Origin of the sequence: Enterobacter cloacae complex sp. IR53041 (genome assembly GCF_049238285.1) — a bacterium.
GTDB classification, from domain to species: domain Bacteria; phylum Pseudomonadota; class Gammaproteobacteria; order Enterobacterales; family Enterobacteriaceae; genus Enterobacter; species Enterobacter roggenkampii.
This window is the reverse complement of record NZ_JBMKHB010000021.1, coordinates 1-14,773: the sequence shown is the minus strand read 5'-3', so window position 1 is coordinate 14,773 and position 14,773 is coordinate 1. Positions and strand designations below refer to the sequence as shown.

The following is a 14,773-nucleotide window of genomic DNA, read 5'->3' as shown; positions in this document are numbered from 1 at the left end:
TCGGGAAGATGGCTGTCAACAAATATTGACAGCCAGCACGATTAGTGAACAAAACCTCACGGCGAAGGTTTTTTATTGAGCGTCTCTTTGAGCTGGCCGATCAGTTCACGCCTGAAATCCCCCAGCCGGGGCTTATCGCCGTCAATCCAGGGCAGCGGACGGCAGACTTCCATCGCTTTAATCCCCAGGCGTGCGGTTAATAATCCCGCACCGATGCCCTGAGCCGCACGGGCAGAAAGACGCGCCGCCAGATCCTGCGACATCCAGTCCATGCCCACTTCGCGCACCAGCTCACTCGCCCCGGCAAACGCGATATTGAGCAGGACCAGCTTAAACAGTCTGATCCGACTGTAGTAACCCAGCTCTATGCCGTAAAGGTTCGCAATACGGTTGATCAGGCGCAGGTTACGCCAGGCGATAAAAGCCATATCGACCAGCGCCAGCGGGCTGACGGCAATCATCAATGTGGATTCCGCCGCAAAACGGCTGATCTCGCGCCGCGCCTGAGCATCCAGCACCGGCTGTACCATGTGGGAATAGAGCGTCACCACTTCCCGATCATTCTGAGTTTCATGGATGGCGGCATACCAGCGCTGAAGCGCCGGATGCGACTGATCGATTCCGGCCTGGCTGGCCAGCTTTTCACAGAACGCGCGCCCTTTCCCGGTGCCGTGACTGTGGAGCAGATCCCGCGCTTCATCACGCTCGTGCGCGCGCTGTCGCAGACGCCAGAGTCGACGCCATTCGGTGGCAACCGACCCGACGCCAGCCCCCACAATCAGCGCGCCTGCGGCACATCCGCCCAGCGCCACCCAGTCCTGTGTGTGCCAGGCATTCATCGTCCACTGCACGCCCTGACCCACCACGCTTACGCCAAACAGCGCCAGACCGGCGGTGACCATCCTGCGCCACAGGCTGCGTTTTGGACGCAGCGCGGCGTCCACGACCGCCTCCGCCGGACCATCCTCAACAGCCGGCTCGTCCTGCAGCGCCGGGGCAAAGTTATCGGCCTGGGTACCGCTGAACGTCTGCGCCGTTTTGAACGCCTCCTGAGGGTTCTGCTCAAGCGTTCCGGTAAAGTCAATGCGCGGTTTTAACGGTTCCGTCATCGCAATTTATCTCCAATCAAAAACTCCAGCGCCGCATCCAGACGGATATGCGGTAAAGGCCTGTCGACGCTCATGGCCTGCGGGCGGAAGGCTTCAAACTGGAAGCCCTGATTCTGCCAGAAGGCCTGGCCCGGCAGCCGCGCAGGCACTTCGCCTGGGTAGACAGTAAGCGGTTCACCGTCGCTGAGCCGATTCCCGCGTAATGCCGGTATTTTCTCGCCGTTAAGGTCAATCAGCCCGCTTTGCGTCGCCTGCACGGACGCTAGCCCAAGGCAATCCATGCTGATCCCTTCGAAGGCGGCGTTTTGCCAGGCGTCCTGCACCAGCTGCTGCAGCAGCGACACCATATTGGCATGCTGGTCGACGGTGACGTGATCGGCTTTTGTGGCCGCAAAGAGCAGTTTATCGATCACCGGTGAGAAAAGACGGCGGAACAGCGTCCGCTGCCCGTAGTGAAAACTTTGCATCAGCTGCGTCAGGGCAAGGCGCATATCGTTGAATGCCTGTGGCCCACTGTTGAGCGGCTGCAGACAATCCACCAGCACTATCTGGCGGTCAAATCGTAAAAAGTGGTTCTTATAGAATCCCTTGACCACCTTCTCACAGTAGTAATGGTAGCGCTCGCGCAGCATACCGGCGTTAGTATGCTTATCCGCCTGCGCCAGCGTCGACTCGCCCACCCCATCCACATCCGGCCAGGGGAAAAACTGAAGCGCAGGCGCGCCCGCTAAATCACCCGGCAGAACAAAGCGCCCCGGCTGAATGAAGTGTAACCCTTCCTGTTTACACTGGTGTAAATACGCCGTCCAGGCGTCGGCAATGGCCGCCAGACGGTTTTCATCTGCTGGCGCAAGCGGGTCCAGCCCTTCGCACAGCTGTCGCCATTTGGCCGACCACCCGGCGCGTTGCCCCTGCAGCAATCCCGTCATCTGGCGTGACCAGCTGAGGTAATCCTGCGCCAGCATCGGCAGGTCGAGCAGCCATTCGCCGGGGTAATCGACGATTTCAAGGTATAACGTGGAGGTATCCTTGAAATGGCGCATCAGGGATTCATTCGAGCGGAAACGCAGCGCAAGACGAATTTCACTGACCCCTCGCGTCGGCGTCGGCCACGCGGGCGGGTCGCCATACAGCTGTGCCAGCCCTTCGTCATAGGTAAAACGGGGAATGCCAAAATCACGCTGTGGAACGCGCTTAACGCCCAGCAGACGCTCTTCCCGCACCGCGCCAAGCAACGGCAGACGCGCCCCGGCGTGCAGGTTCAGGAGCTGGTTCACCATCGCGGTGATAAACGCCGTCTTACCGCTTCGGCTCAACCCCGTCACCGCCAGTCGAAGATGACGGTCAACGCCGCGGTTTACCAGTGAATTGATTTCGTTTTTAAGTCGCTTCATCGCCGTCCTTCGTTGCCTGGAAGCCTTGAATGCATGGCTTCAGAATACAATAAATGGGGGCAGATCGTTGATTATCAATTCTTATTTATTGCTATTGCCGTTTTTTCTCCAGTAAGATGAACGCCATTGCTGTCAGTCCTGAGTGAGTAAGGTGTATGTCACCCACCATTTATGATATCGCACGGGTTGCGGGCGTATCGAAATCAACCGTTTCCCGCGTTCTGAATAAACAAACGAATATTTCTCCTGAAGCGCGTGACAAAGTGCTGAAGGCGATTGACGAATTAAATTATCAGCCCAACAAACTGGCCCGTGCCCTGACCTCTTCAGGATTCGATGCCATTATGGTTATTTCGACCCGTTCAACCAAAACCACTGCCGGCAATCCTTTTTTCTCCGATGTTCTTCATGCCATTACGGCAAAAGCGGAAGAAGAAGGATTCGATGTTATTTTACAAACCTCAAAAAGCAGTGAAGACGATCTCCTGAAATGCGTGAGTAAAATAAAACAGAAGATGATCAAAGGGATCATCATGCTGAGTTCACCCGCAAATGAATCCTTTTTCACCACGCTGGACGCGTATGGCGTACCGGTAGTGGTTATCGGCAAAGTGGAAGGTGAGTATCAGAATATTTACTCCGTCGACACGGATAATTTTCATGACAGCGCCACGCTGACGGAAACCTTTATCAAAAACGGCCGCCGGAAAATTGCCTGCCTGCATGCGCCGCTTGAATATCATGTTTCGATCGATCGCCTGGCGGGTTATAAAGCCAGTCTGGAAAAGCACCATATTGCGATTAACCCGGACTGGATCATGGATGGTGGTTATACCCATGAGAGTGCGCTTAAGGCGGCTCTGGAACTGCTCTCTTCACCCACGCCGCCTGATGCCGTATTTGCTACCGACAGCATGAAGTTACTCGGCCTTTATCGCGCGGCGGATGAGTTAAATCTGATGATACCGGAACAGGTGGTGATAGCCGGATACAGTGACCCGATGCTGTCTCTCATTTTAACGCCCGCACCAGGCGGCTTTGATATCCCCACCCGCAAACTGGGGGAAGAGAGCTGCGATCTTCTCTTCAGGCGTATTGCGGGTCACCCCGCCCCGCAAAAAGTGCTGGTTGATACCCATTTTTTACTGGCGGCCTCGCTGCGCTAAAACCAGGGGCACCAGGCCCCTGGAAGACCCACGGGTCAGAACGCGTAATTTACCCCAACGCCCGCATAGTGGAAGCGGTCGTTTTTACCCTCGTCATGGTTTTCCCATTCATAGGCGTATTCAAGCGTCATGGATAAACCGTTGTTGAAGTCATAGGCGTACTGCATACCCAGACGGTTGAAATCATGTCCTTCACGCTCAGGATCGTCCTGCCAGTCCCAGTTCGACCAGCGATCGAGCCCCAGTCGGGTGTAAGGCGTTAAGGTCGTCTGACCCAATGAAATAGGCAGGTAGGCGCGAATTTCCTGAGTGGAGAACTCGCCGTTATTACGTGAACCGTCCATATTGAAACCGCGCTCTAAATAGTAATTCACTTTAGCGGCAAAGGTGTCGTTAATGGTCCAGGTAAAGCCCGTTTCGGTTTCGACGCGGCTGTCTGAGTAGCCTGTTTTTTCCAGATCGTTAGCAAACTGATACATGGCAAACCAGCCGCCGAAACGCCAGTCGTCGGTTAATTTAATATCCCAGTCCGGCTGAATTTTGTAGCGCTGCATATTTGCGCTGCCGTCTCTGGCGCCGTGTTCATCCTTAAAGTGATAGCCATAATTACGGAAACCACCGGTCAGACCGAACGTGAAATCATCGGTACCAATAAAACGATAGCGTAATTCAAATTCCGGGCGATCGAAATAGGTCCCACGGGTCATGCTGCTATAATCAACCGGCCCTTCCTGATACATCGCCAGCGAAATAGTCCAGGCATCCCAGGTCGCATTAAACCACACGGAGGGTTCATATAATCCGTCTTTATCTTCTCCCTGGCCTTCGACGTTTTCAATTTCATACATCGCGCCAATATTAAATTCCCATTGTTTAGCCGTTTCTGTTGCATGTGCGCAGCTCACCCCTGCGCACAGCACGAGCGCAGCACTTTTTAGTAGAGTACTCATAAAATATTCCCTTTATAATTAACAAACAAAAAAACCGGAAATTTGCATTTCCGGCAAACACCTTTCTTATCTAATAGCCGCTTCGGTATCGGCGTCGAAGAAATGGCACTTATTCATATCGAACTGGATGCCGATATTATCCCCAGCGGCATAATCATTCGCTGCTCCCGCGCGAACCACCAGCTCATGGCCGCCAACGGTGGCGTAGAGCATGAACTCCGCACCGGTCAGTTCGGCTACGCTGACTTTCGCCGCGATATTTTCACCGCTACTCTGCTGGGTGAGAATATCTTCCGGGCGGATCCCAAAGACCACAGCTTTACGCTGATATCCAGCGGCTTTCAATGCAGCGAGCTTGTCTTCCGGGATCGCCAGACGCAGCGTTTCCGTGACGAAATAGCGGTCGTCGATGGCACCACGAACAAAGTTCATGGCTGGCGAGCCAATGAACCCCGCAACAAACATGTTTGCCGGCTCGTTGTATACCTGCTTCGGTGCACCGACCTGCTGAATAATGCCGTCTTTTAAGATCACAATGCGGGTCGCCATCGTCATGGCTTCCGTCTGATCGTGGGTCACGTAAATCATCGTGGTATTGAGCTTCTGGTGGAGCTTGCTGATTTCAGCCCGCATCTGCACGCGAAGCTTGGCATCGAGGTTGGAGAGCGGTTCATCCATCAGAAACACGCCCGCTTCCCGCACTATCGCCCTGCCCAACGCCACGCGCTGACGCTGGCCACCGGACAGCGCGCCGGGTTTACGCTTGAGGTACTCCCGTAAGCCGAGGATCTGTGCCGCCCAGTTGACGCGCTCTTCGATAACCGCCGGGGCGATTTTCTGCATCTTCAGGCCAAACGCCATGTTGTCGTAGACCGTCATATGCGGATAAAGCGCATAGTTCTGGAACACCATGGCGATGTCGCGTGACTTGGCGGGCACATCGTTCATACAAACACCGTCGATCACCAGTTCACCGGCGGAAATCTCCTCCAGCCCGGCAATCATGCGCAGCGTCGTCGATTTACCGCAACCGGACGGGCCGACAAAAACGATAAACTCCTTGTCCTCGATTTCGAGGTTAAAATCCTTCACCACGTGGACCTGGTTATCGTAAATTTTCTGAATATGTTTCAGTGACAGTTGTGCCATTTTTAATTCCTTATCAATACGCCCGGGAGGCCCAGAAATCGGTCAGGCATTTCCAGGTCAGTTCCTGCGTTGAATGAAGCTGTAATCCCGCATGGGTCAGGCCTGAGCCAATCCCGACCGACAGCATGCCCGCCGCGTTGATCGCCGCCACGCCCGCGGGCGCATCTTCGACCCCAATGGCCGCCTCGGGGCGGACGTCCAGGCCTGCACACGCGGCGAGGAAGATCTCCGGGTCCGGTTTTGAACAGACGATACGGGAGGCATCGGCGCAAAAATCAAAGGCGTCATGAATACCCAGGGCATGCAGTATTCCAGGAGCGTTGAGGGAAACGGAGGCGAGCCCAATTTTGACCTTCGCCGCCCGAATGTCCGCCAGCACCTCCCGGATGCCCGGCAGCAGCGACGCCTCGGTCAACGACGACAGCGATGCGACGTAGAGCGCATTTTTCTTCCCCGCCAACGCCAGGCATTGTTTGTCGTCAAACGCCCCCTCTTTCCCACCGTGTCGCAGGATCCGCTGCAGGGATTCCATGCGGCTAATTCCCTTCAGCTCCTCGTTGAACACCTCATCGATGGTGATGCCGATCTCCTGCGCGACCGAACGCCAGGCGAGAAAGTGCAGATGTGCGGTATCGGTGATGACCCCATCAAGATCGAATACAACAGCTTCAGGCTTCATGGCTGGCCTCCGTGGTAGCGGTCCCATTAAAAGACGTAAGAAATTCCCTACGGGACACTGCCTGCCGCTCCGATACGCATACCGTTTTTCCCCACAGGGTTAACGTGACGGGCGCGGTGGTCTCGATGGTTAAAACGTCATTTTCAAACGTGAAGTGCAGGCGAGCGTTCTGCCAGCGCAGCGGGAAGGCAAGTTTTCGCCAGCGAGCGGGTAGCTTCGGCGCAAGATGCAGCTCTCCCTCAACAATCTGCATGCCGGCAAACCCCTGAATAACGCCGGACCAGATAGCCCCCGTGGCAGCGGCATGAATGCCGTCATCGCTGCTGTGCGGATCGTCGCCCAGATCGATAGCCACGCCAGCGCGCCAGAAGGCGTAGGCCCCTTCCGTATCGCCACAGCGGGCGGCCACAATGCCGTGAATGGCCTTGCTCAGCGAAGAGTCATGGATCGTACGTGGCTCGTAAAACGCCAGGTTGGCCGCGCACTGGGCGGGGGTAAATTTCTCCGGCAACAGATAGTTAAGCATCACCACGTCAGCCTGCTTGAGGATCTGCATCTCGTTAACTTCCGCGCGAGAGTAATCCAGCAGGATGGTCTGCTTACCCGCTTTGGCTTTATAGCGGCTTAAATCGATCGCCGGTTTCGCCATAAACGAATCGTCCTGCGGGATAACGCCCCCGGCGTCGGCTTCCGGCAGCCACAAGCGGGCCAGGAAGGTGGTCGCCTTCTCCATGAAGCAGGCATCTTCACGCTCAAACATCAACATAAACCGACATGCGCTGGCCACGTTGTACCAGGCCAGATAGTTGGTGTAGGCGTTGTTATTCACATGTTCGGTGTATTCGTCCGGCCCAATCACATCATGAATTTCCAGGCGCCCGTTAATCTCCGTAGCGCGGCCCATCCAGAACGTTGCCGTCTCTACCAGCAGGGTCAGCCCTTCATTGCGCATAAATGCGTCATCACGCGTGGCCTGCCAGTAGGCCACAACGGCCCAGGCAATGTCCGCCACGATGTGGTGTTCGGCCAGGGCGGAGGCCACTTTCTGCCGCATGCCCGTACGGATGTTGATAGCTGCAAACTCCGGCGTCTCCTCTTTGCCGCTTGCGGCGCTCTCCCACGGGAACAGCGCGCCCGGCCAGCCGTTGCGGCGGGCTTTTTCCCGGGCCCCGGCCAGGTTCAGCCAGCGATAGCGCAGCAGACTGCGGGCCACCTGCGGACGGGTGAAAAGATGGAAAGGCAGCATGAATATTTCGGTGTCCCAGAATACGTGGCCTTTATACCCCTCGCCGGTCAAGCCCTTAGCGGCAATGCTGCTCCGCTCATCATGGGCTGGCGTCATGGTGGTCAGATGCCAGACGGCATAATCCAGCGCCATCTGATCGTCAGGAGCTGCAGAAGCCACTTCTACCCGGGCATCACGCCATACGTCTTCCCATGCGCAGGCTGAACTCTCCAGCAGCGAGGCATATCCCCTTGCCGCACAAACCTTGAGATCCGCCAGCGCGCCGCGCGCGAAAGATTCCTGCGACAGGGCTTTATCGCTGCGATGGGCCACCCAGACCAACTTATCAAGCGTGACAGTGTCACCCTGCGGTATCGTCAGGGAATAGTGAGCAGAGAGCCGACGATTTTTAGCGGTAAAGCAGCTTTCGCTGTCGGCTGATAGCTGACAAAAAGCCGAGATAACAACGTCAGAGTCCCGGTCCTGTGTTTCATACACACCCTGCATATAGTGCTGGTCGAATACCCTGACTGAAATTTCATCCAGATGCTGACGGCCGGTATTGGTTTGTGTTGCATCAATACCGGTTTTCATCACCACCTGCGAGGCTGCGTCAAGCGGGGTGATCGCAAGCTGCATGGCCACAAGCGGCAGCTGATCCAGAGAGACAAAACGACGACTCTCCAGGCGATAGCGCTTTCCGTTGGGCGAGCGCCAGACGACGCGGCGATGCATCTCGCCGTTGGCAAACGCCAGCTCGCGCTGCCACTCAAGAATGTCCCCGGACAGAAGGGTAAAATTCACCCCGTCCAGCTCAACCTCGATACCGGTGATATCGGGCAAATTGATCAGCTCAGTGGTCTCGTTACGTCCCGCCTGGTGATACAAGCCCGCAAGATACATCCCTCGGGTTTGCTGGGTGTAATCTTCTTCATGCGCAGCGCGAATGCCCATGTAGCCGTTACCGCATGCCATAATGGACGCGTACTTATTCAGACTGTGCGGACAAAAGCCCGGATCGGTTAATACAGACACGCTCAGCATAATGTTACGCTTTCTCCTGTTTCTGCCGACTGATAAAGCGCCGCGACAAGCTGCTGAATCACCAGCCCCTGTTCAGCATCTGCAATCATTACGGGCTCTCCCTGCACGTGGCGGACAAAGGCCTCCATGCTGCGTAAATGGCGCTGATCGTCAGCCTCTTCACGCTGAATCAGGGTCTGTAACGCCCCGGCGTCATCCTGATAAATATGTGCCGGGAAAAGCGTCGCCCCCGCTTTTTCACCGCAAAACGCGACATTCATGATCGACTGCTCGCGGATATTCAGCGCGAACGAGGTGTCCAGACGCAAAATGCCGCCGTTGCAGAATTCGATGGTGCCAAACAGGGCATCTTCCACCGTAAACTGAGCAGGATCCCACGCGCCAAACTGTCCGCTGCTTTTCCGGGTTCCCAGCCTCTGGAAACCGTGCGCCGTGACCCTTTTGACCGCCGGGAAACCCAGCACATACATCGCGGCATCCAGCATGTGAATACCAATGTCAATCAGCGGCCCACCGCCCTGCAGCGCTTTATTGGTGAAGACGCCCCAGCCCGGCACGCCGCAGCGCCGCAGCGCCTGCGCCGAGGTGAAGTAGATTTCGCCCAGCGTTCCGTTCATCACGGCCTCGCGCAGCAGCTGCGTATCGAGCGCAAAGCGGTGATGGAAGTCATATGCCAGCACTTTGCCCGCCTTGCGGGCAGCGATCCGCATCTCGTCGGCCTCTTGCGGCGTCATGGCAGGCGGTTTTTCGCACATCACATGACAGCCGGCCTCCAGCGCTGCCATCACATGCTCAAAATGGAATCGGTTTGGCGAACAAACGCTCACCACGTCCGGCTTAACCGCCTCCAGCATGGCGCACGCGTCCTGCCACGCCGACGGTATGGCATGGCGCTCCGCAAAAGCCTGTGCCTGTTCGAGGCGGCTGTCCATGACAGCCACCATCTGAACATCACTGCGCGTGGCGTAATACGAGGCATGCACTTTGTCCGCAACCTGCCCGGCGCCAATGATGGCGACGCGCAGTGGCGACGTTGTTGAAGCACTCATCACGCTCGTCATCCTTAGCATTCGCGTAAATAAGTGAGTGAATCCCGGTAAGCCTGAGCGGGATCCTCAGCGCGCACGCGACACTCGTATACCACATAGCCCTGGTAATTATCCGCACGCAGCTGATTGAACAGGCTGGCAAAATCGAGGCTACCGCTTCCCGGCTGGTAACGGTGATTATCGGCGATGTGCACATGGCCCAGCAGATCGCGGTGCTGATGCAGCGCCTCCGGCAGCGAATCTTCTTCAATGTTCATATGATAGAAATCGCCGATGATCTGCACGTGCTTGAGGCCGTTCTCTTCGATATAGCGTCGTGCGTCAGCCAGGGTGTTGATCATGTGATCCTGATAGCGGTTCAGCGGCTCAAGGTAGACGGTGGTTCCGGTGCGCGCGGCCACCTCATCCAGCCAGCGCAGCGACGCACTCACCGCTTTGCGGTCGCCTTCCAGGCTGCGTGGAGAGGTCATCGGCGGCAAACGGAAGGTAAACATTCCCCAGGCTGCAGGCACGATAATGCCCTTGCCGCCCACTTCGGCCAGGGCTTCCAGAATGCGTTCAATCTGCGCTAAACCGTTCAGACGACGCTCTTCAATAAAGTCACCAATCCAGCCATCGTATCCGCCGCAGGCGGTCGTGACCGGCAGGCCGGTGGCCTTAATCGCCGCTTTCACCTCGGCGAGATTTTCCACCAGCAGCTTGCCGTCAATCTCATAGCCATCAAAACCCATCGCCTTGATGTACTCGAATTTTTCCAGGATGTTGGACGGGAAAAAGGCCTGATTTTGTGTTGCGATTTTCATGAGTTGCTTTCCTTAGCTTAAAAAGTGACGCCCATTTTGATGCTCAGTTCCGGATGCTGATCCACATATTTCATGTAGCTTTCAGCGCTGGTGGTGAAGGTCACAACTGGGTCGATCAGATCTTCACAATTCAGATAACCGTTCATCAGCAGTTCCCAGCAGGTCTCTTCAATACGCTTGCGGCTCCAGCGCGGGTAATCCGGATTTGGCTCACTGCAGGCTCGGGAGAAGACAATCTTCGCGTTGTTGAAATGCGCTTCACGCCCCAGGTTAAAGCCTGCTGAGAACGGTTTAGCGAACGCAACGTAGGATATGGTGCCGCCGTAGGCGAGGCCGCGCAGTGCGGACTGCAGCGCATCGGCAAAGCCGCTGGTCTCAATGATCACGTCCGCGCCCTGCTTTCCGGTCAGCTTTTTAATTTCCAGACCAACGTCTGTGCCGATTGGGTTCAGGCAGTGGTCCGCACCGTGACGACGGGCGATCTCGCAGCGGTGTTCGATCGGATCCACGCCGATAACAACTGACGCGCCAGCTTTTTTCGCCAGCTGAATCGCAATCTGTCCGATGGCTCCCAGGCCGACCACGACAACAAAGTCGCCCACGCGGACGTTGGCATCACGCACGCCGCTCATGGCAAACTGTGCCGGATCGTAGCAGACGGCGTTCTTCCACGAGGCGCCCTGCGGCATTTTGCGCAGCTTGTAGTTGTTGACGGCATTCACGATAACCGTCTCCTGCAGCGGACCGTAGCAGCAAACGCGATCGCCAGTCTGGTATTCCGTGACGTCCGCACCGCATTCAATAATGTCGCCAACAATCATGTTGCCCAGCTGGAACTTACCGAACTCGATTCCGCGCGCTGCGCCCTCTTCACGCGGCGTGAACATCTGCCACTCCGCGTTGAACTCTTCATCGATAAACGGGCTTGCGGCGCGGAAATCGACCACTTCAGTGCCGTGCTTCGGGGCACCAAAGCGGGCACGAATTTTCACTTCATGTGCTTCCACAGCACGATCTTCATATTCCACCAGCGCCGCCACGCGTGGCGCTGTCGCAACTAATTTTTTCATGATTAACTCCTTGTTAAAATTGGCCGCCTCAGCCCTTCACGCCACCGGCGGTCAAACCACTTTTAATAAAACGTTCAGACAGGGCGTACATGATGACCACCGGAAGTGCCGTCACCAGCGATGCCGCCATCATGCGACCCCAGATATAATCGGGTGTGCTAAAGAGCGTGTTCAGCCCGACCGGCAAGGTGAGGTTGCTGGCGCTGGACAGGAAAATGGACGCAAACAGATAGTCGTTCCACGCCACCATGAAGCAGTAGACAAACACCGATACGAGCCCGGATATCGCCAGCGGTACGGTAATACGGAAGATGATTTGCAGGCGGTTAAGGCCGTCCATCATTGCGGCCTCTTCTATTTCGTCCGGGATGGTGTCGAAGTAGCTGCGCAGCATGAACACCGCCGTCGGTAACGTCTGCGTCACCATGGTGATAATCAGGGCCAGCTCGGTGTCGTAGATCCCCAGCGCGGTGATGATTTTGAACAACGGCACCACCAGCAAGATGCCGGAGAACATGTAGACGGTGTAAAAACTCGCGTTGATCGTCGTGCGTCCCTTAAAACGCAGCTTGGACAAGGCGTAAGCGCCCAGCGTACCGAGAAACACGGCAATCACCGATGAGGTCAGCGACACCACCATGCTGTTTCTGAAGTAATCCACAAACGGGAAGATCAGCGGGTTAAAGATGTCGATGTAATGCTGCAGCGTCCACGCCTGCGGCAGAATGGTTGGGTGGAGCGAGATCGCCTCTTTGGCGCTCTTGAATGACGTCATCAGCATCACGAAGAACGGGAAGAGCGTGATGATCAGAAATACCGCCAGCCCGAGATAAAAACCAATACGGCTCAGTACGCGTTTATTTGTTGCCATTGAGGTTCACCCTTTTTCTGGTCAGCAGAATCACAGCGAAGATGATCACGAACAGCACCACGGAGATGGCCGCTGCTTTACCCAAGTCGTTGAAAGCGAAAGCGGTTTTGTAAAGATAGACGCCCAGAATATCGACCTTCGTGGTCAGCAGGTAGACGTCAGCAAACATGTAGAACATCCAGATGGTGCGAAGCGTGACCACCGTGGCCAGTACCGGCATAATCGCGGGCAGCGTGACGATCCGAAAACGTTGCCAGGCATTCGCGCCGTCCATTTCCGCCGCTTCATACAGGGATTTATCAATGGTCTGTAAAATCGCCAGGAATGAGATAAATGCGTACGGGAAGTAACGCCAGATCGCGAACAGCACCACCAGTACGAAGCTGCTGTTCGGGTTGTCGAACCATAGCGGCGCCTGGTCATACAGATGCAACAGGTCTACGCCCAGATAGTTCACAATGCCGTAGCCGTTGTTGAACATGTATTTCCAGGCAAACACCAGCGAAATAGACGGCGTGACGTAGGATAAAATCACCAGTGAACGTGCCGTCTTACGCAGGCGAAACTCGCGATTAAAGAAGATGGCCACGGCCAGCCCCAGCACCGTGCTGCCAATCACCACCAGCGCGGTGTACCAGAAGGTCATCCATAGCGAGTGCCAGAAAGCGGCATCGCCGAGGATGCGAATGTAATTGTCCAGTCCGACAAACACGGCGCTAATGCGCGGATTGAGCGGCAAGCGTAAAAAACTGATTTCAATATTGGAAATCATTGGCCAGGCCACCAGGCCCCCCAGCAGAATCAGGCTGGGGGCCAACAGCAGCATGGCGAAAGGCATATCTGAACGACCAGAAAACAACGTCTTCATAATTTCCTTCCGCAGAGCGCTCCTATCGTTGTGTAATGAGATCAGTCAGTCGCTTCTGGCTGCCGCTTAACGTTGTGTTAAGGTCCTTCTGCCCCACCGTGACGTTATGCACCATGGAGCTGATAATGCCGGAGCCCGTCACGTCGCCCATGCGGGTGAAGTTTTTATCCCCAACCGCGCCAAACACCTGCACGTTCGGGAACTGTGCAATCAGCTCATAAGGCAACTGCCCAAACGCTTTAATCACGTCGTTGTTTTTCCAGGTATCCGTGCCCACCACCCCTTTGTTTACCGGCAGCGCCGCGCCCGGCGACATCATGACCCAGTCCGTCGCGTTTTGAGCCTGTTCCATCCAGGTAACAAACTTCTCGGCCGCTTTGGTCTCCTCTTCGGTTTGTCCGGTGGTGATCGTCAGCGAGGTGATCATGCCGTACACCGCCGATGAGTTTTCAGTCGGGACAACGAAGCCCAGGTTGGCAGGGTTTCCGTCCTTGTAGACGGCGGGCAGGATGTAGGTGGAGTAAACCGCCATCGGCGCAGAACCGTTCATGAAGGCGTCTTTGATCTCCATAACATCGTTCGAACCCGGCATGGTGGTCGCAGCCAGCGCTTTATAAAACGCCAGCGCTTTGGCCATTTCCGGGGTATCGATGTCGACATTCCCTTTTGCATCAAACACGTTCGCGCCACCGGAAAGGGCAAACTGAGAGAACGACTGTTCGGTCATCACGCTTTCCGCAGTCGGTAACGCGATGCCGTAATGTTTTTTAACCGGGTCGTTCAGGCGCTGGCTGGCTTGCAGAAGCTGTTCCCAGTTATGCGGCTCCTCAATGCCCGCCGCGGCCAGCACATCTTTGTGGTACCACACGCCGGAGAGCCAGGCGCTGATCGGCACGCCCGTCCAGGCTGCGCCGTCTTCCGTGCGGACAACGCGCAAGATGCCGTCATAGAAGGTGTTTTCCCCGACCGCCTTAATTGCTTCAGCGATTGCGTCACGATCCAGAAGCTGTTCTTTATCCATCACTTTTGCATAGTCATGGCTGACCTCAATCACTTCAGGCAGCGCGCCGGTTCGCGCCAGCGTAATCACCTTGGTGTTGTAGGCATCCTCTTCTACCGGTACCTGTTTTATCGTGATGCCCGGGTTCTCTTTCTCGAATTTATCGATCAGTTTCGTAATAACGGCCTGACGCTCCTGCTCTACCGACGAGTGCATAAACTCAATGGTGACAGAGGACGCTTTGTCATCCTTACAGCCTGATAACAGGGCGCACGAAACCAGTGCTGATATCAGCACAATTCTGGGTAATGACTCCAACTTACTGATAGTGTTTTATGTTCAGATAATGCCCGATGACTTTGTCATGCAGCTCCACCGATTTTGAGAACGACAGTG

Annotated in this window: 14 protein-coding genes; 1 reads left to right on the top strand and 13 read right to left on the bottom strand. The window is 55.8% G+C overall.

The features are described from left to right. Nucleotides 1-56: 56 nt before the first annotated feature. Together ACOTXF_RS15495 and ACOTXF_RS15490 are read right to left on the bottom strand one after the other, a co-directional pair. Nucleotides 57-1,109 (bottom strand): YcjF family protein, encoded by a 1,053-nt coding sequence (locus tag ACOTXF_RS15495; RefSeq protein WP_048962356.1) that lies wholly within the window; start codon nt 1,107-1,109, stop codon nt 57-59. Beyond that, on the bottom strand, nt 1,106-2,503 hold the full coding sequence (locus ACOTXF_RS15490; protein ID WP_045415711.1) for a YcjX family protein: 1,398 nt from the start codon (nt 2,501-2,503) through the stop codon (nt 1,106-1,108). The genes ACOTXF_RS15495 and ACOTXF_RS15490 overlap by 4 nt, the downstream gene beginning before the upstream one ends. 155 nt (nt 2,504-2,658) lie before the next feature. Here ACOTXF_RS15490 and ACOTXF_RS15485 point away from each other — a divergent pair, with 155 nt between their 5' ends. Next, nucleotides 2,659-3,669, top strand: coding sequence for a LacI family DNA-binding transcriptional regulator (locus ACOTXF_RS15485; protein WP_008501251.1), 1,011 nt, complete (start codon nt 2,659-2,661; stop codon nt 3,667-3,669). 35 nt (nt 3,670-3,704) lie between these two features. Here ACOTXF_RS15485 and ACOTXF_RS15480 read toward each other — a convergent pair whose 3' ends face one another. The 11 genes from ACOTXF_RS15480 to ACOTXF_RS15430 all read right to left on the bottom strand — a co-directional run. Beyond that, nucleotides 3,705-4,619 (bottom strand): OmpG family monomeric porin, encoded by a 915-nt coding sequence (locus ACOTXF_RS15480; protein WP_008501250.1) that lies wholly within the window; start codon nt 4,617-4,619, stop codon nt 3,705-3,707. 66 nt (nt 4,620-4,685) lie between these two features. After that, nucleotides 4,686-5,768, bottom strand: a complete 1,083-nt coding sequence (locus ACOTXF_RS15475) for an ABC transporter ATP-binding protein (RefSeq protein ID WP_126325286.1) — start codon at nt 5,766-5,768, stop codon at nt 4,686-4,688. A gap of 13 nt (nt 5,769-5,781) precedes the next feature. Then, nucleotides 5,782-6,447 carry a beta-phosphoglucomutase gene (gene pgmB / locus ACOTXF_RS15470; RefSeq protein ID WP_023327613.1) on the bottom strand — a complete coding sequence of 222 codons (666 nt, stop codon included), beginning with the start codon at nt 6,445-6,447 and terminating at the stop codon, nt 5,782-5,784. Then, a complete protein-coding gene (locus ACOTXF_RS15465) occupies nt 6,437-8,716 on the bottom strand; it encodes a glycoside hydrolase family 65 protein (protein ID WP_048962053.1) in 2,280 nt (759 codons plus the stop codon). Before ACOTXF_RS15465 ends, pgmB begins: the two co-directional genes overlap by 11 nt. Next, a complete protein-coding gene (locus ACOTXF_RS15460) occupies nt 8,710-9,768 on the bottom strand; it encodes a Gfo/Idh/MocA family protein (protein WP_086538451.1) in 1,059 nt (352 codons plus the stop codon). Before ACOTXF_RS15460 ends, ACOTXF_RS15465 begins: the two co-directional genes overlap by 7 nt. Nucleotides 9,769-9,779: 11 nt before the next feature. Beyond that, the gene (locus ACOTXF_RS15455) at nt 9,780-10,568 is read right to left on the bottom strand and encodes a sugar phosphate isomerase/epimerase family protein (protein WP_023327616.1); all 789 of its coding nucleotides are present in this window, start codon (nt 10,566-10,568) and stop codon (nt 9,780-9,782) included. Nucleotides 10,569-10,585: 17 nt separating this feature from the next. Next, complete coding sequence (locus ACOTXF_RS15450; RefSeq protein ID WP_023327617.1) at nt 10,586-11,638, bottom strand: zinc-dependent alcohol dehydrogenase; 1,053 nt, start codon at nt 11,636-11,638, stop codon at nt 10,586-10,588. A gap of 28 nt (nt 11,639-11,666) precedes the next feature. After that, entirely contained in the window at nt 11,667-12,509 is an 843-nt protein-coding gene (locus ACOTXF_RS15445) for a carbohydrate ABC transporter permease (protein WP_048962052.1), read from the bottom strand. After that, on the bottom strand, nt 12,496-13,377 hold the full coding sequence (locus ACOTXF_RS15440) for a carbohydrate ABC transporter permease (protein WP_008501242.1): 882 nt from the start codon (nt 13,375-13,377) through the stop codon (nt 12,496-12,498). Before ACOTXF_RS15440 ends, ACOTXF_RS15445 begins: the two co-directional genes overlap by 14 nt. Nucleotides 13,378-13,399: 22 nt before the next feature. Then, a complete protein-coding gene (locus ACOTXF_RS15435) occupies nt 13,400-14,695 on the bottom strand; it encodes an ABC transporter substrate-binding protein (protein ID WP_270589299.1) in 1,296 nt (431 codons plus the stop codon). Nucleotide 14,696: 1 nt separating this feature from the next. Next, nucleotides 14,697-14,773: IS1 family transposase (locus ACOTXF_RS15430; protein WP_033802282.1), on the bottom strand; the 77-nt coding region annotated here is incomplete at its 5' end.